Annotated in this window: 21 protein-coding genes; 10 read left to right on the top strand and 11 right to left on the bottom strand. The window is 72.0% G+C overall.

The annotated features are described in order from the left end of the window. Positions 1 to 17: 17 nt before the first annotated feature. From CP983_RS32360 to CP983_RS32350, 3 genes are all read right to left on the bottom strand, one after another. The gene (locus tag CP983_RS32360; RefSeq protein ID WP_150503526.1) at positions 18 to 554 is read right to left on the bottom strand and encodes a response regulator; all 537 of its coding nucleotides are present in this window, start codon (positions 552 to 554) and stop codon (positions 18 to 20) included. Between the two features lie 140 nt (positions 555 to 694). Continuing rightward, on the bottom strand, positions 695 to 1042 hold the full coding sequence (locus CP983_RS32355; RefSeq protein WP_107907105.1) for a chorismate mutase: 348 nt from the start codon (positions 1040 to 1042) through the stop codon (positions 695 to 697). 11 nt (positions 1043 to 1053) lie between these two features. Then, on the bottom strand, positions 1054 to 1953 hold the full coding sequence (locus tag CP983_RS32350) for a helix-turn-helix domain-containing protein (RefSeq protein ID WP_150503524.1): 900 nt from the start codon (positions 1951 to 1953) through the stop codon (positions 1054 to 1056). 88 nt (positions 1954 to 2041) lie between these two features. Here CP983_RS32350 and CP983_RS32345 point away from each other — a divergent pair, with 88 nt between their 5' ends. Continuing rightward, a complete protein-coding gene (locus tag CP983_RS32345) occupies positions 2042 to 3817 on the top strand; it encodes a glycoside hydrolase family 35 protein (protein ID WP_150503522.1) in 1776 nt (591 codons plus the stop codon). 21 nt (positions 3818 to 3838) lie between these two features. Here CP983_RS32345 and CP983_RS32340 read toward each other — a convergent pair whose 3' ends face one another. Continuing rightward, positions 3839 to 4636, bottom strand: coding sequence for a S1 family peptidase (locus CP983_RS32340; RefSeq protein WP_107907104.1), 798 nt, complete (start codon positions 4634 to 4636; stop codon positions 3839 to 3841). A 161-nt stretch (positions 4637 to 4797) separates the two neighbouring features. Here CP983_RS32340 and CP983_RS32335 point away from each other — a divergent pair, with 161 nt between their 5' ends. After that, entirely contained in the window at positions 4798 to 5694 is an 897-nt protein-coding gene (locus CP983_RS32335; protein ID WP_107907103.1) for a hypothetical protein, read from the top strand. A 94-nt stretch (positions 5695 to 5788) separates the two neighbouring features. On the opposite strand, the gene CP983_RS32330 is transcribed toward CP983_RS32335, so the two are convergent. After that, on the bottom strand, positions 5789 to 6694 hold the full coding sequence (locus tag CP983_RS32330) for an SDR family oxidoreductase (RefSeq protein WP_150503520.1): 906 nt from the start codon (positions 6692 to 6694) through the stop codon (positions 5789 to 5791). A 1-nt stretch (position 6695) separates the two neighbouring features. Further along, complete coding sequence (locus CP983_RS32325; protein WP_150503518.1) at positions 6696 to 7436, bottom strand: SDR family oxidoreductase; 741 nt, start codon at positions 7434 to 7436, stop codon at positions 6696 to 6698. 55 nt (positions 7437 to 7491) lie between these two features. Between CP983_RS32325 and CP983_RS32320 the strand changes: the two genes are divergently transcribed. From CP983_RS32320 to CP983_RS32305, 4 genes are read left to right on the top strand one after another with little or no spacing between them, the layout of a single operon-like run. Then, complete coding sequence (locus CP983_RS32320; protein WP_125527000.1) at positions 7492 to 8250, top strand: enoyl-CoA hydratase family protein; 759 nt, start codon at positions 7492 to 7494, stop codon at positions 8248 to 8250. Next, on the top strand, positions 8251 to 9096 hold the full coding sequence (locus CP983_RS32315; protein ID WP_150503516.1) for a CoA transferase subunit A: 846 nt from the start codon (positions 8251 to 8253) through the stop codon (positions 9094 to 9096). After that, entirely contained in the window at positions 9093 to 9812 is a 720-nt protein-coding gene (locus CP983_RS32310; RefSeq protein WP_150507013.1) for a CoA-transferase subunit beta, read from the top strand. Before CP983_RS32315 ends, CP983_RS32310 begins: the two co-directional genes overlap by 4 nt. Then, positions 9812 to 10858: an NAD(P)H-dependent flavin oxidoreductase gene (locus CP983_RS32305; protein ID WP_150503514.1), complete on the top strand. Its 1047-nt coding sequence runs from the start codon at positions 9812 to 9814 to the stop codon at positions 10856 to 10858. Before CP983_RS32310 ends, CP983_RS32305 begins: the two co-directional genes overlap by 1 nt. Positions 10859 to 10988: 130 nt before the next feature. Here CP983_RS32305 and CP983_RS32300 read toward each other — a convergent pair whose 3' ends face one another. Genes CP983_RS32300 through CP983_RS32290 form a run of 3 tightly spaced genes read right to left on the bottom strand, consistent with a single transcriptional unit; the run spans position 10989 to position 13585 of the window. Further along, entirely contained in the window at positions 10989 to 12146 is a 1158-nt protein-coding gene (locus CP983_RS32300; RefSeq protein WP_107907099.1) for an acetyl-CoA C-acetyltransferase, read from the bottom strand. 26 nt (positions 12147 to 12172) lie between these two features. Next, positions 12173 to 12784 carry a TetR/AcrR family transcriptional regulator gene (locus CP983_RS32295; RefSeq protein WP_030951508.1) on the bottom strand — a complete coding sequence of 204 codons (612 nt, stop codon included), beginning with the start codon at positions 12782 to 12784 and terminating at the stop codon, positions 12173 to 12175. Between the two features lie 15 nt (positions 12785 to 12799). Beyond that, a complete protein-coding gene (locus CP983_RS32290; protein ID WP_150503512.1) occupies positions 12800 to 13585 on the bottom strand; it encodes an SDR family oxidoreductase in 786 nt (261 codons plus the stop codon). A gap of 69 nt (positions 13586 to 13654) precedes the next feature. Here CP983_RS32290 and CP983_RS32285 point away from each other — a divergent pair, with 69 nt between their 5' ends. Together CP983_RS32285 and CP983_RS32280 are read left to right on the top strand one after the other, a co-directional pair. Next, positions 13655 to 14794: an acyl-CoA dehydrogenase family protein gene (locus CP983_RS32285; RefSeq protein WP_150503510.1), complete on the top strand. Its 1140-nt coding sequence runs from the start codon at positions 13655 to 13657 to the stop codon at positions 14792 to 14794. After that, on the top strand, positions 14794 to 15759 hold the full coding sequence (locus tag CP983_RS32280) for an acyl-CoA dehydrogenase family protein (protein WP_150503508.1): 966 nt from the start codon (positions 14794 to 14796) through the stop codon (positions 15757 to 15759). Before CP983_RS32285 ends, CP983_RS32280 begins: the two co-directional genes overlap by 1 nt. Here the strand turns inward: CP983_RS32280 and qcrB are convergent. Together qcrB and CP983_RS32270 are read right to left on the bottom strand one after the other, a co-directional pair. Continuing rightward, positions 15737 to 17383, bottom strand: coding sequence for a cytochrome bc1 complex cytochrome b subunit (gene qcrB / locus CP983_RS32275; RefSeq protein ID WP_150503506.1), 1647 nt, complete (start codon positions 17381 to 17383; stop codon positions 15737 to 15739). The genes CP983_RS32280 and qcrB overlap by 23 nt on opposite strands. Before the next feature lie 89 nt (positions 17384 to 17472). Next, positions 17473 to 18195, bottom strand: a complete 723-nt coding sequence (locus CP983_RS32270) for a vWA domain-containing protein (protein ID WP_030948600.1) — start codon at positions 18193 to 18195, stop codon at positions 17473 to 17475. Between the two features lie 145 nt (positions 18196 to 18340). Here CP983_RS32270 and CP983_RS32265 point away from each other — a divergent pair, with 145 nt between their 5' ends. Further along, positions 18341 to 19309 (top strand): rhomboid family intramembrane serine protease, encoded by a 969-nt coding sequence (locus CP983_RS32265; RefSeq protein WP_229914980.1) that lies wholly within the window; start codon positions 18341 to 18343, stop codon positions 19307 to 19309. Further along, positions 19306 to 20214: a chitosanase gene (locus tag CP983_RS32260; RefSeq protein WP_150503504.1), complete on the top strand. Its 909-nt coding sequence runs from the start codon at positions 19306 to 19308 to the stop codon at positions 20212 to 20214. Before CP983_RS32265 ends, CP983_RS32260 begins: the two co-directional genes overlap by 4 nt. Positions 20215 to 20311: the final 97 nt, after the last annotated feature.

Below are 20311 nucleotides of genomic sequence, written 5' to 3'. Positions count from 1 at the left end.
GTGGATCAGTACGTGCGCTATGCCCGATTCTTCGCGGCGGGGCTGTCGCGCTGGGGCGGGACGCGCGTCTCGGGGTGCGGCAGCGCCGGGCGCCCGGGGCGCTCAGGGGCGTCGGCGTGGCCCTTGACCAGGGCCCGTAACTCGCGGACCTCCTCCTCCAGGGCCTGGTGGCGCTGGTAGGCGTCGTACAGGTAGCGGACCTTGGTGCGCAGCGCCCAGGGGTCGGTGGGCTTCATCATGAGGTCGGCGACGCCGAGTCCGAAGGCGGTGGCGGTGAGTTCGTGGTCGGCGCCGAAGCCCGTGAGGAGGATGACCGGAATGTTCTGGGTCTGTTCCACGCGCCGCATGTACCGCACCACGTCCAGGCCGCTGACGCCCGGCATGCGGACGTCCAGGAGCAGGAGGCCGACCTGGCCGCGGAGCACCTGCTTGAGCGCCTCGTCTCCGCTGGTGGCGCGGGCCAGCCGGTAGCCCAGCGGGGCCAGGGCGCTCTCCAGGGCGTACAGCGTCTCCTCGTGGTCGTCGACGATGAGGATCTTGGCATCCGACGGCATGGCCCGACGTCCCTCCCGCGTGGACATACCGGGTATGTCCGGGGGTGCTGACGGAGCGTGCTCGTCAGCTGGCATGCGGTGCACAGCGCAGCATGCCCCGCGCGGGCCGCCCTGTCACCCCCCGGGCCGGCCGGCAGGCGTCAGTTCGCCGTGGGCGCAGCGCCGTTGACGGCGTCCTCGGCGATGCTCTCGTGGTGCCTGATCACCTCGGCGATGATGAAGTTCAGGAACTTCTCGGCGAACGCCGGGTCGAGCTTGGCGTTCTCGGCGAGGGTGCGCAGCCGGGCGATCTGGCGGGCCTCCCGGTCCGGGTCGGCCGGCGGGAGCTGGTGGCGGGCCTTGAGGTGGCCGACCTGCTGGGTGCACTTGAAGCGTTCGGCGAGCATGTGGACGACGGCCGCGTCGATGTTGTCGATGCTGTCGCGCAGCCGGGCGAGCTCCTCGCGGACGGCGGGGTCGACGTCGCCTGGGGACGTGTTGCTGGTCATGGGCGCTCAGCCTACGGGGCCGCCCCGCCCGTCGTTCGGCCGATCACGGGTGGATCGGCGGGATCGGGGACCTGGTTGCTCCAGCCGCCGGGCACGGCGCGGCCCTGCTGCGCGCGGAAGCGGACCGGTGCCATGCCGACCCGGCGGGTGAACAGGCGGGAGAAGTAGGCGGGGTCGTCGTAGCCGACGCGGCGGGCGACGGCGGCGACGGGCAGGTCGGTGGCGGCGAGGAGTTCCTTGGCGCGGCCCAGGCGGATGCCGAGCAGATAGTCCTTGGGGCTGCATCCGGCGCCCCTGCGGACGGCCGTGCGCAGTTCGGCGGGGGTCATGCCGTGCCGGGCGGCGTGGTCGGCGACCGTCAGCGGCAGACAGGCGTCGCGGGCGAGGGCCTTGAGGACCGCCTCGCCGTCGGGGGCGAGGTCGGCGCGGGCTCGGCGCAGGGCGACGAGGAGCTCGTGCACGGCGGCGCCGGTCTCCACCTCCAGCAGGGGGTTGTCGCGGCGGGCGGCGCGGGCCATGCGCCCGATGACGGCACGCGGTCCCGCAGCGTCGGAGAGGGCCACGACGGGGCGGTCCGGCTCGATGTAGCCGAGTTCGGTGTACGAGGCGGCGGCGGGCCCGGTGAAGTCGACGAAGCCCTCGTCCCAGCCGGTGCCCGGGTCGGGCGCGTAGTGGTGCGGGACGCCGGGGGTGAGCCACAGCAGGGCGGGCGCGGTGACGGGCGTACGGCAGCCTCGGGGGTCGGCGTACCAACCGGCGCCGGTGCTGATGACGACGGCGACATGGTGGTCCAGGACGCGGGGGCCGACGGTGGGCAGGGCGCCGTACTGGAGGCCGACGCCGAGGCAGGCGAGGCCGAGGCGGTGGTGGGCGGGGCCGGGCGTGAAGAACCGCATCCAGGTGTGGTACATGCCCGTACCTCCCGTCCGCGTCTTCGGTCCAAGCAGCGCCGATCTTTGTCCATGGACCCTGACCTGCGCCAGAGGCGAGGGTGGGCGCATGAGCGAGTTCACGGTGGGGGACGAAGACTTTCTGCTGGACGGGCGGCCGGTGCGGGTGCTGTCCGGCGCGCTGCACTACTTCCGGGTGCACGAGGCGCAGTGGGGGCACCGTCTTGCGATGCTGCGGGCGATGGGCCTGAACTGCGTGGAGACGTATGTGCCGTGGAACCTCCACGAGCCGGCGCCGGGGCGGACCCGGGACGTGGCCGCGCTCGGCCGGTTCCTGGACGCGGCCCGGGACGCGGGCCTGTGGGCGATCGTGCGTCCGGGGCCGTACATCTGCGCCGAGTGGGAGAACGGCGGGCTGCCGTACTGGCTGACGGCCGAGGCCGGCGCACGCGCGCGTACCCGTGACGAGCGCTATATGGGGCACGTGTCGGACTGGTTCGGGCGGCTGCTGCCGGAGATCGTGCCCCGGCAGATCGACCGCGGCGGTCCGGTGATCATGGTGCAGGTCGAGAACGAGTACGGCAGCTACGGCTCGGACGCGGCCTATGTGCGCCGTCTCGCCGACCTGCTGCGGGAACTCGGCGTCACGGTCCCGCTGTGCACCTCGGACGGCCCCGAGGACCACATGCTCTCCGGCGGTTCGGTCCCGGGGGTCCTGGCGACGGTGAACTTCGGCTCGCACGCGCGCGTGGCGTTCGAGACGCTGCGCCGGCACCGCCCCGAAGGTCCGCTGATGTGCATGGAGTTCTGGTGCGGCTGGTTCGACCACTGGGGCGGCGAGCACGCCGTGCGGGACGCCCGGGACGCGGCGGCGGCGCTGCGGGAGATCCTTCGGTGCGGGGCTTCGGTCAACCTGTACATGGCGCACGGCGGCACGAGCTTCGCCGGCTGGGCGGGCGCCAACCGGGGCGGCGGCGCGCTGCACGACGGGCCGCTGGAGCCCGATGTGACGTCGTACGACTACGACGCCCCGATCGACGAGTACGGCCGCCCCACCGCGAAGTTCCGGGCCTTGCGCGAGGTCCTCGCCGAGTACGCCGACGGCCCGCTGCCCGAAGTCCCGCCCGCGCCCGCGTCGTTGGGCGAGCCTGCGGAGGCCGTCCTGACCGGCTGGGCGCCGCTGGCGGACGTACTGGAGACGCTGGGCGGTCCGGAGGCGTCCGGTCCCGTCCCGGCCACCTTCGAGGAACTGGGCGTCGAACGGGGCCTGGTGCGCTACGAGGTGACGGTGCCGGGGCCGCGCGAGCCGTATCCGCTGACGGTGCGCGGGCTGCGGGACCTCGCCGTGGTGTACGTCGACGGGGAGCGGGCCGGGGTGCTCACCGAGGAGGACCCGTGCCTGAAGGAGCCCGTCGCCGGGCACGCGCGCGTGGAGCTGTGGGTGGAGTCCCTGGGCAGGGTCAACTACGGGCCGCGGCTGGGCGAGTCCAAGGGGATCACCGGGGGTGTCCTGCACGAGCGGCAGTTCCTGCACGGCGTACGCGCGCGTGCGCTGCGGCTGGAGGCGCTGGAGGACGCCGGGGCGGTGCGGGCGGTGCCGTTCCGTGAGCTGCCCGGGGACGGTGCCCCGGGGCTCTACCGGGGCACCGTCACGGTGCGGGGCGCCGGTGACGCCCGTCTGGAGCTGCCGGGCCTGACCCGCGGGTTCGTGTGGATCAACGGCTTCGGTCTGGGCCGTTACTGGTCCGCGGGGCCGCAGCGCACCCTGTTCGTGCCGGGGCCCGTGCTGCGCGAGGGCGGCAACGAGCTGTGGGTGCTGGAGCTGGAAGGGACGGCCCGGACCGGGTCCGGCGAGGCCGGAACTCCGGTCCTGCGGGCCGTCTGACGACCTCGCCGCGGCGGTTGCCTACAGCGCGGCCGCCGCGCGGGCGATGTCGCTCGCGAAGTGGCTGACCTCCGTGTAGACGCCGGGCACCCCGGCACGGGCGCAGCCGTCGCCCCAGCTGACGATGCCGACCTGGATCATCTTGCCCGCGTCGTCCTTGCGGAACATGGGGCCACCGGAGTCGCCCTGGCAGGTGTCGATGCCGCCGCTCTGCCAGCCGGCGCACAGTTCCTCCTTCGACACGAGCCGGTTGCCGTAGTGGCGCTTGCACACGCGGTCGGCGACGAAGGGAACGCTGGCCTTACGCAGCTTGGTCGTGCCCGTGTTGGCCCCCTCCTCGGTGTCACCCCAGCCCGCGATCGTGAACGTGCCGCGGTTGTACTGGTCCGTCGTGGCGATCTTCAGCGTCGGCTTGTCGATGGGCCGGGCGAGCTTGATCAGCGCCCAGTCCTTGCCGTTGCCGTTGTAGCCCGGGGCGACCTTGACCTTCTTCGACTTCACCTTGATGGCAGCCGAGGAGTTGAGGTCGTTGACACCCGCGGTGACGGTGATGCTGGTGTTGTTGCCGGAGCCCGACATGCAGTGGGCCGCGGTCAGCACCACGTCCTTCTTGTAGAGCGCCCCGCCGCAGCCCATCGAGAGGTGGACCATGAAGGGGAACTCGTTCTGCGCGGCAGTCGTTCCACCGACGATACGGGTGGACGCGGCCTGCGCGCTGACCGGCTGGAGGGAGGCGACGGCGAGCGCGACGGCGCCGACCGCGGCGGCTCTCTTCGCCAGGGAGATGCCGGTTCTCCGGGATATGTGATGGCTCAACATTCGTCCTTTCGTGGGGGGTTGAGCGATCCCGGAGTATGAAGATCAAGGGGCGTCCATGACAAGGACGGATCTCACGTCCCGGGCATGGAACCCCACCAGGGAAAATCCCCTCACATCCCCGTAGAGTGGAATCGGTTTCCAGGCGTCTTGGGGGTACCGGCGTGGCGAACGGCGGACCGGTCCAGCACGGCTTCCCGCATCTGGAGACGGTGCGGGCCTCGATCACCGCGCTCTACAGGCGGCTGTCGTACGACACCGTCCAGACCTTCGCGACCAGCGTGGCCCCGGCCGACGTGGCGTTCTGCGACACCGACGACCTCCATCTGGGCGCGCAGCGGGTGGCCCGCGAGCTGGTGCGGCACTACCGGTTGCCGGACGCCCGGCTGATCGTCGGCTTCCGGGAGATGAGCCACGCGGCGAACGTCGAACTCGCCGCCGGGCCCGAGTACTTCGTCGAGCTGAACGACCGCTTCCGCACCCATCGCCGGGACATCGGGGCGGCCCTCGCCCACGAGGTGACGCATGTGTATCTGCACCGCCTCGGCCTGTCCTTCCCGGGCACCCGCGACAACGAGATCCTCACGGACACGGTGACGACGTACCTGGGCGCGGGCTGGCTGCTCCTCGACGCGTACCGGGAGGACTCGGCGTCCTCGCAGAAGCTCGGGTATCTGACGCCGGAGGAGTTCGGGTACGTCCTCGCCAAGCGGGCGCAGGTCTTCGCCGAGGACCCGTCGATCTGGTTCACCAGCCCGCAGGCGTACACGGCGTACGGCAAGGGTGTGGCGCAGGCCCGGCACGACGAGCAGCAGCCCCCGCTGACGGCGGCAGGCTGGGCAGGGCGGCGGCGTTACGCCCGGGACCGGCGGCATGCGCAGGACCATGCCGGGGCCGCTCCCCAGGCGGGGGTTCCGTACACGTTCACGCCGGACGGGCACGGGCCGTTGCGGGTGTCGTTTCCGTGTCCTACGTGTCAGCAGCGGATCCGGGTGCCGGTGAAGGGGCGGGTTCGGGCGCGGTGCGGGCTGTGCCGGACGGTGCTCGAATGTGATACGTGAGCGCCTAGTGGGGTGCCGCGTTGTGTTGTCGGGCGGCTGCGGGTCGTTCGGGGCTTGTCGCGCAGTTCCCCGCGCCCCTGGAGGGGCGTCCCGGTCAAGCTCCGTACACCTGTCCCGGTGTCTCCGCCTCCCCCAGCAACTTCCGTGCCGCCTCTCCCACCTCCCCCGGCGTCCACCTCGCCCCCTGGTCCGCACTCGGCCCCGGGCGCCATCCCTCCATCACCGTGATCCGGCCGCCCTCCGTCTCGAAGACGCGGCCCGTGACGCCGGCGCTCTGCTCCGCGCCCAGCCAGACGACCAGCGGGGAGACGTTCTCGGGGGCCATGGCGTCGAAGCCGGAGTCGGGGGCGGTCATCGTGTCGGCGAAGGTGCGCTCAGTCATGCGGGTGCGGGCCGCCGGGGCGATCGCGTTGACCTGGACGCCGTAGCGGGCCAGTTCGGCCGCCGCGACCAGGGTGAGGCCGACGATCCCCGCCTTCGCGGCGCTGTAGTTCGACTGCCCGACCGAGCCCAGCAGCCCCGCCCCGCTGCTCGTGTTGACGATCCGGGCGGCCGGGGTACGGCCCGCCTTGGCCTCCGCCCGCCAGTGCGCGGCGGCGTGCTTCAGGGGGAGGAAGTGGCCCTTGAGGTGAACGCGTACGACGGCGTCCCAGTCGTCCTCGTCGAGGTTGACCAGCATCCGGTCGCGCAGGAACCCGGCGTTGTTGACGAGGGTGTCCAGCCGGCCGTACGTGTCCAGCGCGGCCGCCACCAGGGACGCGGCCCCGGCGCTCGTCGCCACGTCGCCGCCGTGCGCGATCGCCTCCCCGCCGGCCGCGCGGATCTCCTCGACCACGTGCCGGGAGGGGCCGTCGGCGCCCGGTGTGCCGTCGAGGCCGACGCCGAGGTCGTTGACGACGACCTTCGCCCCCTCGGCGGCGAACGCGAGCGCGTGCGCACGGCCGAGCCCCCGGCCCGCCCCGGTGACGACGACGACCCGTCCTTCGCACATCCGGCTCATGTCAGGCCTCCTTGTTGACCGTTGCGGCGTCCAGGAACGCGGGCGGTTCGCCCCCGCCGTGCACATGCAGGCTCGCCCCGCTGATGTAGGCGGCGGCGTCGGAGGCGAGGAAGACGGCGGCCGCGCCGATGTCGGACGGTTCGGCGAGACGGCCGAGCGGGACGGTGCGCGAGACGGAGGCGATGCCCTCCTCGCCGCCGTAGTGCAGGTGGGACAGTTCGGTGCGGACCATGCCGACGACGAGTGTGTTGACGCGCACCCGCGGCGCCCACTCCACCGCCATCGAGCGGGCCAGGTTCTCCAGGCCCGCCTTGGCCGCCCCGTACGCCGCCGAGCCGGGCGAGGGCCGCCCGCCGCTGACGCTGCCGATCATCACGACGGATCCCCGCGACCGCTCCAGGTGCTCGTACGCGGCCAGCGACGCCGTCAGCGGGGCGACGAGGTTCAGTTCGACGACGTGCGCGTGCCGCTCGGCGTCCGCGTCCGTCAACCTCCGGTACGGCGTGCCACCCGCGTTGTTGACGAGCACGTCCAGCCGGGGCAGAGCCGCGAAGAAGTCCCGTACGGCAGCCGGGTCGCGCAGGTCCAGCGGCCTGAACTCGGCGCCCGGGAGCGGGACTTCGGGCGGTCTGCGGGCACAGATCACGACCTGCGCGCCGGCCTCGGCGAAGGCCCTCGTCACCCCCGCGCCGACACCGCGCGTGCCCCCCGTGACGACAACGACCTTCCCGTCCAGCCCCATTGGCGGCTACCCTTCCACCTAACAAACGTTTGGTGGAAAGGTAGCTGATGCGGCCATGGGTGTCTCCACCTCGTCCCCGGAAAAGGGGTCCGAAGAAGAAGGAATCGCGGTCGTCACGGTCGACTTCCCACCGGTGAACGCCCTGCCGGTGGCCGGCTGGTTCGCCCTGGCCGACGCGGTGCGGGAAGCGGGCCGCGACCCGGAGGTCCGGTGTGTCGTCCTCGCGGCGGAGGGGCGCGGGTTCAACGCCGGTGTGGACATCAAGGAGCTCCAGCGGGGCGGGAACGACGCGCTGATCGGCGTCAACCACGGCTGCGCGGAAGCCTTCGCGGCCGTGTACGAGTGCGAGGTGCCCGTGGTGGCCGCGGTGCACGGCTTCTGCCTGGGCGGCGGCATCGGCCTGGTGGGCAACGCGGACGCGATCGTGGCGAGCGAGGACGCCACCTTCGGGCTGCCCGAGCTGGACCGGGGCGCCCTGGGCGCGGCCACCCATCTGGCCCGCCTGGTCCCCCGGCACCTGATGCGCGCCCTGTACTACACCTCGCGCACCGCGACCGCGGCCGAGCTGCACGCGCACGGCTCGGTGTGGCGGGTGGTGCCGCGCGAGGAACTGCGCGCCCGCGCAATGGAGTTGGCGCGCGAGATCGCCGCGAAGGACGGGCGGCTGCTGCGCCTGGCCAAGGCCGCGATCAACGGCATCGACCCGGTCGACGTCCGCCGCAGCTACCGCTTCGAGCAGGGCTTCACCTTCGAGGCGGGGCTCAGCGGGGTGGCCGACCGGGTCCGGGACACCTTCGGAAGGGACGGTGGCTGAGTGAGCGACAAGACGACGACCGCGGACGAGGTCGCATCGCGGCTGCGCAGCGGCATGACGCTCGGCATCGGCGGCTGGGGCTCGCGCCGCAAGCCGATGGCCCTGGTCCGCGCACTGCTGCGCTCCGACGTCACGGACCTCACGGTCGTCTCGTACGGCGGCCCGGACGTCGGGATGCTGGCCGCCGCGGGACGGATCCGCAAGCTGGTCGCCCCCTTCGTCACCCTCGACTCGATCCCGCTGGAACCGCACTACCGCGCGGCCCGCGAGCGCGGCGCCTTCGAGCTCATGGAGATCGACGAGGCGATGTTCATGTGGGGCCTGCACGCCGCCGCGAACCGGCTGCCGTTCCTGCCGGTGCGGGCGGGACTCGGCTCGGACGTCATGCGGGTCAACTCCGGCCTGCAGACGGTGACTTCGCCGTACGACGACGGGGAGACGTTCGTGGCCGTGCCCGCCCTGCGGCTCGACGCGGCCCTGGTCCACGTGGGCCGCGCCGACCGGCAGGGCAACGGCCGGTATCTGGGACCCGACCCCTACTTCGACGACCTCTTCTGCGAGGCCGCGGACACGGCGTACCTCTCCTGCGAACGGATCGTCGACACGGCCGAGCTGACGAAGGAGGCCGCCCCGCAGTCGCTGCTGATCAAGCGACACACGGTGACAGGGGTCGTCGAGGCCCCGAACGGCGCGCACTTCACGTCCTGCGCCCCCGACTACGGCCGCGACGAGGCCTTCCAGAAGGCGTACGCGACGACGCCCTGGGCGGACTTCGCGGCGCAGTTCCTCGGCGGGGACGAGCAGGCCTACCAGTCGGCGGTCAGGGAGGGGGAATGGACGTCATGACGGAGGTCACCCGAGCCGAGTACTGCGTGATCGCCTGCGCCGAGGCCTGGCGCGACGCCGGGGAGGTGCTGGCGAGCCCGATGGGCCTGATCCCGTCCGTCGGGGCCCGGCTGGCACGCCTGACCTTCTCGCCGGACCTGCTGCTGACCGACGGCGAGGCGCTGCTGGTCACCCCGGACGGCACCGTGGAGGGCTGGCTGCCGTACCGGCAGCACCTCGCCCTGGTCACCGGGGGCCGGCGGCACGTGATGATGGGCGCGAGCCAGATCGACCGGTACGGCAACCAGAACATCTCGTGCATCGGCGACTGGGAGCGGCCGAAGCGGCAGCTGCTCGGGGTGCGGGGCGCCCCGGTCAACACCCTCAACAACCCGACCAGTTACTGGATTCCCAGGCACTCCCGGCGGGTCTTCGTCGAGAAGGTCGACATGGTGTGCGGGGTCGGATACGACCACGCGGCGGGCGCCCGGTACCACCGGATCCCCCGTGTCGTCTCCGACCTGGGTGTCTTCGACTTCGACACGCCCGACCGCTCGATGCGGCTGGCCTCGCTCCACCCGGGCGTCACCCTGGAGCAGGTCAGGGAGGCGACGTCCTTCGAACTGGCCGTCCCGGACGAGGTGCCGCGGACCCGGCCGCCGACCGCCGAGGAGCTTCGGCTCATCCGCGAGGTGCTCGACCCGGGGAACACCCGCGCCAGGGAGGTCGGCGCGTGATGGAGACGCCGCTGACCCGGCTGGTCGGGGTGCGCAATCCGATCGTGCAGACGGGGATGGGCTGGGTGGCCGGACCCCGGCTGGTCTCGGCGACGGCGAACGCGGGGGCGCTGGGCATCCTGGCCTCCGCGACGATGACGGTCGACGGGCTGCGGGCGGCGGTACGGGAGGTGAAGTCCCGTACGGACGCGCCGTTCGGGGTGAATCTGCGGGCGGACGCCTCGGACGCCGGCGACCGGGTCCGCGTGATGATCGACGAGGGGGTGCGGGTCGCGTCCTTCGCGCTCGCGCCGTCCCGTGAGCTGATGGCCGAGCTCAAGGACGCGGGCGTGGTCGTGATCCCCTCGATCGGCGCCCGGCGGCATGCCGAGAAGGTCGCGGCCTGGGGTGCGGACGCGGTGATCGTGCAGGGCGGGGAGGGCGGCGGGCACACCGGCGAGGTGGCGACGACCGTGCTGTTGCCGCAGGTGGTGGACGCCGTGGAGATACCGGTCGTGGCGGCGGGCGGCTTCTTCGACGGGCGGGGGCTGGTCGCCGCGCTGTCCTACGGGGCGGCCGGCATCGCCATGGGCACGCGGTTCCTGCTGACGTCGGACTCGACGGTGCCGAACGCGGTGAAGGCGCGGTATCTGGCGGCGACCGTACGGGATGTCACGGTCACCACGGCCGTGGACGGACTGCCCCACCGCATGCTGCGCACCGACCTGGTCGACGCGCTGGAGCGCTCCGGCCGCGCGCGGGCGTTCCTCCAGGCGGTCCGCCGGGCGGCGGGCTACCGCAAGCTGTCCGGCACGACTTGGCGCCGCATGCTCCGCGACGGCCGGGCACTGCGGCACGGCAAGGACCTGACCTGGAGCCAGGTCCTGCTCGCCGCGAACACCCCGATGCTGCTCAGGGCATCCATGGTGGACGGCCGCACGGACCTGGGCGTGATGGCCTCCGGACAGGTCGCCGGCCTGATCGACGACCTGCCGTCGTGCGCGGAACTGGTGGACCGGATCATGAAGGAGGCGGAGGAGACACGGGAGCGACTGGCAGTGCTCTGACGGCACGGCCCGGCAACGCCGCCGAAGGGGCGCGGGGCTGTATCGACATGCGGCTTCGCCGCGTGGGCGCGACCGGCCACCGCGGGCCCGCGGCCGCCCTGAGCCCCCTCGCGGCACTCCCCCAGGCGTCTCACAGCCGCTCGATGATCGTCACGTTGGCCTGTCCGCCGCCCTCGCACATCGTCTGGAGCCCGAACCGGCCGCCGGTGCGCTCCAGTTCGTGCAGCAGGGTCGTCATCAGCTTCGCGCCCGTCGCGCCCAGCGGATGCCCCAGGGCGATCGCGCCGCCGTTGACGTTGACCTTGTCGGGGTCCGCGCCGGTCTCCTTCAGCCAGGCCAGGACGACCGGCGCGAAGGCCTCGTTGATCTCGACGAGGTCGATGTCGTCGATCGACAGGCCCGTCTTCTTCAGGGCGTGGGCGGTGGCGGGTATCGGTGCGGTGAGCATGCGGATGGGATCCTCACCGCGCACCGAGAGGTGGTGCACCCGGGCCCGGGGCGTGAGGCCGTGCTCGCGCACCGCCCGCTCCGAGGCCAGCAGCATCGCCGCCGCGCCGTCTGAGACCTGCGAGGAGCACGCGGCGGTGATCGTGCCGCCGTCGACGACCGGCTTCAGCCCGGCCATCTTCTCCAACGAGGTGTCCCGGCGCGGCCCCTCGTCGACGCCGACCTGGCCGTACGCCACGGTCTCCCGCTCGAAGCGGCCCTCGTCGATCGCGCGCAGGGCCCGCCGGTGCGAGCGCAGCGCGAACTCCTCCTGGTCCTGCCGGGTGATCCCCCATTTGCCGGCGATCATCTCGGCGCCGACGAACTGGTTGACCGGCTTCTCCCCGTACCGCGCCCGCCACCCCTCGCTGCCCGCGAAGGGCCCCGCGGTCAGCCCGAGGGGCTCGGCGGCCTGCCGGGTGGCGAAGGCGATGGGGATCATCGACATGTTCTGCACGCCGCCCGCGACCACCAGGTCCTGGGTGCCGGACAGCACGCCCTGCGCGGCGAAGTGCACGGCCTGCTGCGAGGAGCCGCACTGCCGGTCCACGGTCACGCCCGGCACCTCCTCGGGCAGTCCTGCAGCCAGCCAGCAGGTCCGCGCGATGTCCCCGGCCTGCGGCCCGACGGCGTCCAGACAGCCGAAGACGACGTCCTCGACGGCCGCCGGGTCCATGCCCGCGCGCTGCACCAGCGCCTTGAGGACATGCGCGCCCAGGTCGGCCGGATGGACCCCGCTGAGTCCTCCTCCGCGCCGCCCGACGGGCGTACGGACCGCTTCGACGATGTAGGCCTCGGCCATGGCAACTCCCCGGTGGGAACAGTGGGTTACGTGCGTACGGCGATCCCGTCCAGCACCATCGACAGGTACTGCCGGGCGATCTCCTCGGGGCTGTGCTGTCCGCCCGGCCGGTACCAGGACGCGGCGACCCACACCGTGTCGCGCACGAACCGGTAGGTGAGCCGGACGTCGAGGTCGGAGCGGAACACCCCGGCCGCGACCCCGCGCTCCAGCGTGGACAGCCAAGCCTTCTCGAACTTGCGCTGCGACTCGGCGAGGAACGAGAACCGCTCCTGCGCGACGAGCTGCCGGTTCTCCTTCTGGTAGATCGCGACGGCGGCCCGGTGCCGGTCGATCTCCCGGAACGACTCGGTGACCAGCGCCTCCAGCGTCTCGCGGGGGCCCAGCTCGGCTTCCAGGACGGCGTCGTAGCCGCTCCACAGCTCGTCGAGGAAGGTCCGCAGGATCTCCTCCAGCATCGACTCCTTGGAGTCGAAGTGGTAGTAGAGGCTGCCCGCGAGCATGCCCGCGTGGTCGGCGATCTTGCGTACGGTGGTGGCGTTGTAGCCCTGCTCGGCGAAGACCTCGGCGGCGGTTTCGAGGAGTTCGCGACGCCGGGCGGCCGCGGCGGTCACCTGGGGCTTCTTCTTGGTCGGCACGGGTCCATTGTCGTCCTAGGCGTGCTGGCTGCTGACGGGGACGATCTCCCCGGTCATGTACGAGGAGTACTCCGAGGCCAGGAAGACGATCACGTTGGCCACCTCCCAGGGCTCGGCGTACCGCCCGAACGCCTCCCGCGCGGTCAGCTCCCGGAGCAGTTCGGGGGTCGTCACCTTCGCGAGGTGCGGGTGCATGGCGAGGGACGGCGAGACCGCGTTGACCCGCACTCCGTACTCGGCGGCCTCGATCGCCGCGCACCGCGTCAGCGCCATCACGCCCGCCTTGGCGGCGGCGTAGTGCGCCTGTCCGGTCTGGGCGCGCCAGCCGACGACGGAGGCGTTGTTGACGATCACGCCGCCGCCGGTGTCCCGCATGCGGCGCAGGGCGGCCCGGGTGCATCTGAAGGTGCCGTTCAAGGTGACGTCGAGGACCTTCGACCACTGTTCGTCGGTCATGTCGGCGAGCGGAGAAGTCCCGCCGAGGCCGGCGTTGTTGACGACGACGTCGAGCCGGCCGTGCTCCCGCACGGCGGTGTCGAACAGCGCGCGCACCTGTGTCTCGTCGGTGACGTCGCACACCGCGGAGCTGACCGCGCCCTCGAACTCCCGGGCCAGCTCGGCCTCGTGCTCCTTCAGCCGCCGCGCGTGCGCGTCGCTGATCAGCACGCGCGCGCCCTCTTCGAGGAAGCGTCGGGCGGTAGCGCCGCCGATGCCGGCACCGGCCGCCGCGGTGATGACGGCGGTGCGCCCACGGAGCAGTCCGTGCCCGGGAACGTACGTCGGTGCCTCGACGTTTGTCATGGCAGCACGCTAACCTACCAAACACTTGTTAGGGAAGACCGACAGGCCCCGCAGGGAGGGAGCGCGACCGTGGATCTGCGTCACTCGGCCGAGGACGAGGCGTTCCGCGCCGAGGCCCGTGCCTGGCTGCACGCGCATGTGCCGCCCGCTCCGCTGCCCTCCCTGGAGACCGAGGAGGGTTTCGCGGCGCACCGGGTCTGGGAGGCCGAACTCGCCGCGGGCCGCTGGTCGGTGGTGAACTGGCCGGCCGAGTACGGCGGCCGGGACGCCTCACTGATGCGCTGGCTGCTGTTCGAGGAGGAGTACTACGCGGCGGGGGCGCCGGGCCGCGTCGGTCAGAACGGCGTCAGCCTGCTGGCCCCGACCCTCTTCGACCACGGCACCGAGGAGCAACGCGCGCGCGTGCTCCCGTCCATGGCCACCGGCGAGGTGATCTGGGCGCAGGCGTGGTCGGAGCCGGAGGCGGGCTCCGACCTCGCCTCGCTGCGGTCCAGGGGCGTGCGCACGGACGGCGGCTGGCTGCTCAGCGGCCAGAAGACGTGGTCCTCGCGGGCCGCCTTCGCCGACCGCGCGTTCGGCCTGTTCCGCACCGACCCGGACACCCCGAGACCCCACCAGGGCCTGACGTACCTGATGTTCGACCTGTGCGCCCCCGGGGTCACGGTCCGCCCCATCGCGCGTCTCGACGGCAAGCCCGCCTTCGCCGAGCTGTTCCTGGACGAGGTGTTCGTGCCCGACGAGGACGTCATCGGCGGGCCCGGCCAGGGCTGGCGGATCGCGATGTCGACGGCGGGCAACGAACGCGGTCTGATGCTGCGCTCCCCCGGCCGTTTCCTCGCGGGCGCCGACCGGCTGCACCGCCTCTGGCAGTCCCAGGGCAGCCCCCGGGACGCGCGTGACCGCGTGGCCGACGCCCTGATCGGCGCCCGCGCCTACCAGCTCTTCACCTACGCCGCCGCCTCCCGCTTCCTCGACGGCGAGTCCATCGGCCCGGAGTCCAGCCTGAACAAGGTCTTCTGGTCGGAGTACGACATCGCGCTGCACGAGACGGCCCTCGACCTCCTGGGCGCCGACGGCGAGCTGGCCGACTCCGACTGGTCCGAGCGCTATGTCTTCGCCCTGGCCGGGCCGATCTACGCCGGGACGAACGAGATCCAGCGCGACATCATCGCCGAGCGGCTGCTCGGCCTGCCGAAGGGGCGCCGCTGATGAGGTTCCTCCTCGACGCCGAGCAGCGCGCCTTCGCCGGCTCGCTGGACGCGATGCTGACGGCGGCGGACACACCGTCGGTGGTGCGGGAGTGGAGCCGGGGCGAGCACGCGAGTGGCCGGGCGCTGTGGTCGCGGGTCGCCGATGCCGGAGTGTTCGCGCTGGCGGTGCCCGAGGTCCACGAGGGGCTGGGGGTGCGACCCGTCGAACTCGCCGTCGCCTTCGTGGAGTTGGGCCGCCACGCGGTGCCGGGGCCGCTGGTGGAGACGGTCGCGGCGGCGGCACTGCTCGCCGCCCTGCCGGACCCCGGCCCGGCCAAGCGGCTGCTGCCGGCTCTGGCAGCTGGGGATGCCATGGCGACGCTGGCGTGGCGGACGCCGTACGCCCTGGACGGCGACGTGGCCGCGACCCGTCTCGCGCTCACCGCCGAGGGCCTGCGCCTCGCCCCCGGCCACGGCCCGGTGCGCGCCTCCCTGGACCCGGCCCGCCGCCTCACCCCGCTGGACCCCGGCGGCGAACTCCTGGGCACCGACCCGCCCACCGCCGAAGCGCTCGTACGGGCCCGTCTGGCCACGGCGGCCCAGGCCCTCGGCATCGGCCTCGCCCTGCTCGACCGGACCGTCGCCCACGTCGGGCAGCGCACCCAGTTCGGCGTCCCCGTGGGCTCCTTCCAGGCCGTCAAGCACCGCCTGGCGGACGCGAAGGTGGCGCTGGAGTTCGCCCGGCCCCTGCTGTTCGGCGCCGCCCTCACCATGGACCCGGCCGACGTCGCCGCCGCCAAGGTCACGGCCTGCGAGGCCGCGTACGCCACCGCCCGGACCGCGCTCCAGCTGCATGGCGCGATCGGCTACACCGCGGAGTACGACCTGTCTCTGTGGCTGACCAAGGCCCGCGTCCTGCGCACCGCGTGGGGCGGCCCGCAGGAGTGCCGGGCCGAGGTGCTCAGTGGTGCTCGCCGCTGGTGACCTCGCGGTACTCCTCCACCGTCGGCTTCTCGATCCGCGACGCGGACCCGAACATCGCCCGCGCCAGCCGGGCCCGCACCCGCTGGGACGGGGTGACCCGGCGCCGGACGCCGTTCGCGTCGACCGTCGGCCCGATCTCGTACGGCGGATGCTGCTCGTGCTGGGTCAGGGTGTGCAGCCGACCTTGCGTGAGCGGCTCGTGGACCTCGATGTACTCGCCGTGCGGCAGCCGTTTGATCGTGCCCGTCTCCCTGCCGTGCAGCACGTTGTCCCGGTCCCGGCGTTGCAGCCCGAGACAGATCCGCTTGGTCACGAGATAGGTCAGCACCGGCACCACGAACACCGCGATCCGCACGAACCAGGTGATCACGTTGATGGACAGATGCAGATGCGTGGCCACGATGTCGTTGCCGCCACCGATCAGCAGCACCGCGTACAGGCTCAGCCAGGCCGCGCCGAGCCCGGTGCGCACGGGCACGTTGCGCGGCCGGTCGAGGATGTGGTGCTCCCGTCTGTCGCCGGTGACCCATGCCTCCAGGAAGGGATAGAGGCCGAGCGCGAGCAGGATCAGCGGGAAGAGCGAGAAGGGGATGAAGACGCCCAGTTCCAGGGTGTGGCCCCAGGCGTTGAGCTCCCATCCCGGCATCACCCGGATCAGGCCCTCGGAGAAGCCGAGGTACCAGTCCGGCTGGGCGCCGGTGGTCACCAGGTCGGGCCGGTAGGGCCCGAACGCCCACACGGGGTTGATGCTGGCGACGCCGCCCATGAGCGCCAGCACACCGAAGACCAGGAAGAAGAAGCCGCCCGCCTTGGCCATGTACACCGGCAGGAACGGCATGCCGACGACCGACTTCTGGTCGCGGCCGGGACCCGGGTACTGCGTGTGCTTGTGGTAGAAGACCAGGATCAGATGGGCGACGACCAGGCCCAGCATGATCCCGGGCAGCAGCAGGATGTGCACCGGGTACAGCCGCGCGATGAAGTCCTCGCCGGGGAACTCCCCGCCGAAGAGGAAGAACGCCAGATACGTCCCCACGATCGGCACCGACAGGATCGCGCCGTACGCGAACCGCAGGCCGGTGCCGGACAGCAGGTCGTCGGGGAGGGAGTAGCCGGTCAGGCCGGTGATGATGCCGAGCATCAGCAGGGTCCAGCCGAACACCCAGTTCAGCTCGCGCGGCTTGCGGAAGGCGCCGGTGAAGAACACCCGCATCATGTGCACGAGCATGCCGGTGACGAAGACCAGTGCCGCCCAGTGGTGGATCTGCCGGATCAGCAGCCCGCCGCGCACGTCGAAGCTGATGTCGAGCGTGGACTCGTAGGCCCGGGTCATCAGGACGCCGTTGAGCGGCTCGTAGGTGCCGTTGTAGACGACCTCGGCGGTGCTCGGCTCGAAGAACAGGGTGAGGTAGACGCCGGTGAGGATCAGTACGAGGAAGCTGTAGAGGCAGACCTCGCCCAGCATGAACGACCAGTGGTCCGGAAAGACCTTGCGCATGTTGGCCTTGGCCAGCGCGTAGATCCCGAGCCGCCCGTCCGCCCAGTCGGCGACCCGCTCGCCCTTCCCCGGCGGTGCGGACCTTCGCCCCGCAGCCACCCCGTTGCCCGATCCCGCGCCGTCCATGGACCGTCGCCCCTCCCGTCGGATCACCTCAGGGTGTCACGGGGGTGGGGGCCCGGCCAACGGTGCGGACAAGCCGGAAACCCGGGCCGTCACGGCCGTACGATCCCCTGGGCCCGCGCGGCGACCAGCCACTTCGGGAACTCCCCGACGAGGCGGTCGTACAGCTCCGCCTCGGAGACCCTGCCCGGGTCCGCGCCGGCGTGGAAGAACCCGGCGTTGTCGACCACCCGCTTCTGCGGCACGGCGAGGTCGTCGAGCTTGCGCAGGAAGTCGAACTGCTTGCTGGTCGGGTCCCCGAACCCGACGAACTGCCAGAACAGCGGGAGCCGGGCGGCCTTGCACAGATAGCGTTCCGCGGCGAGCTTGTTGATGGGGCCGCCGTCGGTCTGGAACACGACCAGGGCGGGGTCCGTGGAGCCGCTGTCCAGGTAGTGGTCGATGACGGCGTCCATGGCCAGGTGATAACTGGTCTTGCCCATGTGCCCGAGCCCGGCCACGATCCGCTCGATACGGCCCCGGTGGTCGGCGAGCGCGATGTCGGTGACGGCGTCGACGTCGGTGGAGAAGAAGACCACCGGAACCGTGCCGTCGTCGTCGAAGTGCGCCGACATCCCGAGCACCCGGTCGGCGAGCGCCTGCACGCTGCCGTCCTTGTAGTACGGCTTCATCGAACCCGAGTAGTCGACCACGAGATAGACCGCCGCCCGCACCCCGTCGAGCCCGTGCTTGCGGAGCGACACCCCGGCGCTCTTGTACAGGCTGACCAGCGCGGGCGCGGTCTCCTCCACCTTGCTCAGACTGATCGCAGCCATATGCTTTCCCCCTCGCGCGTCACACTGGCTGCCGAGATTACGACACCATGGGCCCCGCCCCTCCCTCGGTCCACAGGTGTTCGATATTTTGTTCGCCGCCGTCCCCACCGGCTCACCGTTCGTCCAGTTCTCCGAGGAGCCGGCTGTGGAGTCCGAGTCCACCCAGTCCGAGTCGCCCCAGTCCGAGTCGCCCCAGCCCACCGTCACGACCTGCTATCGCCACCCCAAGGTCGAGTCCCACGTCCGCTGCACCCGCTGCGACCGGTACATCTGCCCGGACTGCATGCGCGAGGCGTCCGTCGGCCACCAGTGCGTGGAGTGCGTGAAGGACGGCGCGCGGTCGGTGCGGCAGGCCCGGACGGTCGTCGGCGGCCGGATCGCCGCGACCCCGCTGGTGACGTCGGTGCTCATCGGGCTGAACGTCCTCGCCTATCTGGCCGAGGTGGTGCGCCCGGAGATCCTTGACCGGTTCTCGATGCTCAGCGCCCGGCTGGTCGGGCCGGACGGCGGCTTCTACCTCTACCAGTCCGGGTACCCGTCGGACTTCCACGCCGAGGGCGTCGTCGCCGGGCAGTGGGAGCGGTTGCTCACCGGCGGTTTCCTGCATCTGCCGCCGACGGAGGGCACGTTCGGGCTGCTGCACATCGTGATGAACATGCTCTCGCTGTGGCAGCTGGGCCGGGTCGTGGAGCCCATGCTGGGCCGGATCCGCTATGTCGCCCTGTATCTGCTGGCGACCCTGGGCGGCTCGGTCTTCGAGCTGCTGCTCACCGAGGTGAACGTGGAGTCGGTCGGCGCCTCGGGCGCGATCTTCGGGCTCGGCGCCGCGTACTACGTCCTCGCCCGGCGGGTCGGCGCCGACATGCGGTCCGTCAACCGGTTCATGGTCTTCCTGCTGCTGTGGCTGCTGCTGTCCGCCGGCCTCACCTCCTGGCAGGGCCACCTCGGCGGTCTGCTGACCGGCGCGGCGGTGACGTTCGCCTACGCGTACGCCCCGCGCGGGCCGCGGCAGGCCCTGATCCAGGCGGTCGCGTGTGCGGGTGTGCTGGTGCTGCTGGCGGCGGCCGCGTTCGCCAAGGTGTCCGAGCTGACCGGTGGAGGCGTGGCCCAGTGAGACGTACCGGCATCCTGCTGTTCGCGGCCGTCCCCGTGGCCATCACCGCGGCCGCCTACTTCCTCGCCCCGACCGACTCCGCCGACAGCCCGGCCGAGCCGCCCGTCGTCACCGCCCAGCAGACCACCCGCCAGGACGCCAAGAGCCGCGCCGAGCAGGAGCGGGCGGCCGACGACAAGCTGATCGCGGGCCTGCCGCCCGGCCTGGCCGCCCCGGCGAAGAAGGCACTGGCCCAGCAACTGGTCTCCAGCGCCGAGAACTCGACCCTGAACTGGCGCACCACCTTCGGCTACATCGAGGACATCGGCGACGGCCAGGGCTACACGGCCGGCATCATCGGCTTCTGCACCGGCACGAACGACCTGCGCACCCTGGTCGAGCGCTACACCGACGGGCATCCGGACAACGGGCTCGCCAAGTACCTGCCCGCCCTGCGCGCGGTCGACGGCACCGACTCGCACGAGGGTCTCGACCCCGGCTTCACGGCCGCCTGGAAGGCGGAGGCCCGGCAGCCGGCGTTCCAGGAGGCGCAGCTCGCCGAGCGCGACCGCGCCTACTTCGAACCGGCGGTCCGCCTCGCCAAGCTCGACGGCCTCGGCACTCTGGGCCAGTTCATCTACTACGACGCAATGGTCTTCCACGGCCCCGGCATCGACGACGACGGCTTCTACGTCCTGCGCGAGCGTGCCCTGCGCGAGGCGGACTCACCGGCCCAGGGCGGCTCCGAGAAGGCGTACCTGGACATCTTCCTCGACATCCGCCGCGAGGCCATGAAGGAGAAACGTCCCGGCACCGACACCAGCCGTATCGACACGGCCCAGCGGCAGTTCCTGTACGACGGGAACCTCAAGCTCACTCCGCCGCTGCGGTGGCAGGTGTACGGGGAGACGTACAGGGTGCCCTGAAATCGCGACGGTTCGACAGCGCGCCCCTGAAGGGGCGCGGGGAACTGCGCGACCGGCCAGGACGGCGCCGCAGCCGGCCGACTCACAGAAAGGGCGA

Origin of the sequence: Streptomyces chartreusis (assembly GCF_008704715.1) — a bacterium.
Taxonomy (GTDB): domain Bacteria; phylum Actinomycetota; class Actinomycetes; order Streptomycetales; family Streptomycetaceae; genus Streptomyces; species Streptomyces chartreusis.
Note: the sequence above shows the minus strand (reverse complement) of the source record. Positions and strands in the feature narration are given on the sequence as shown.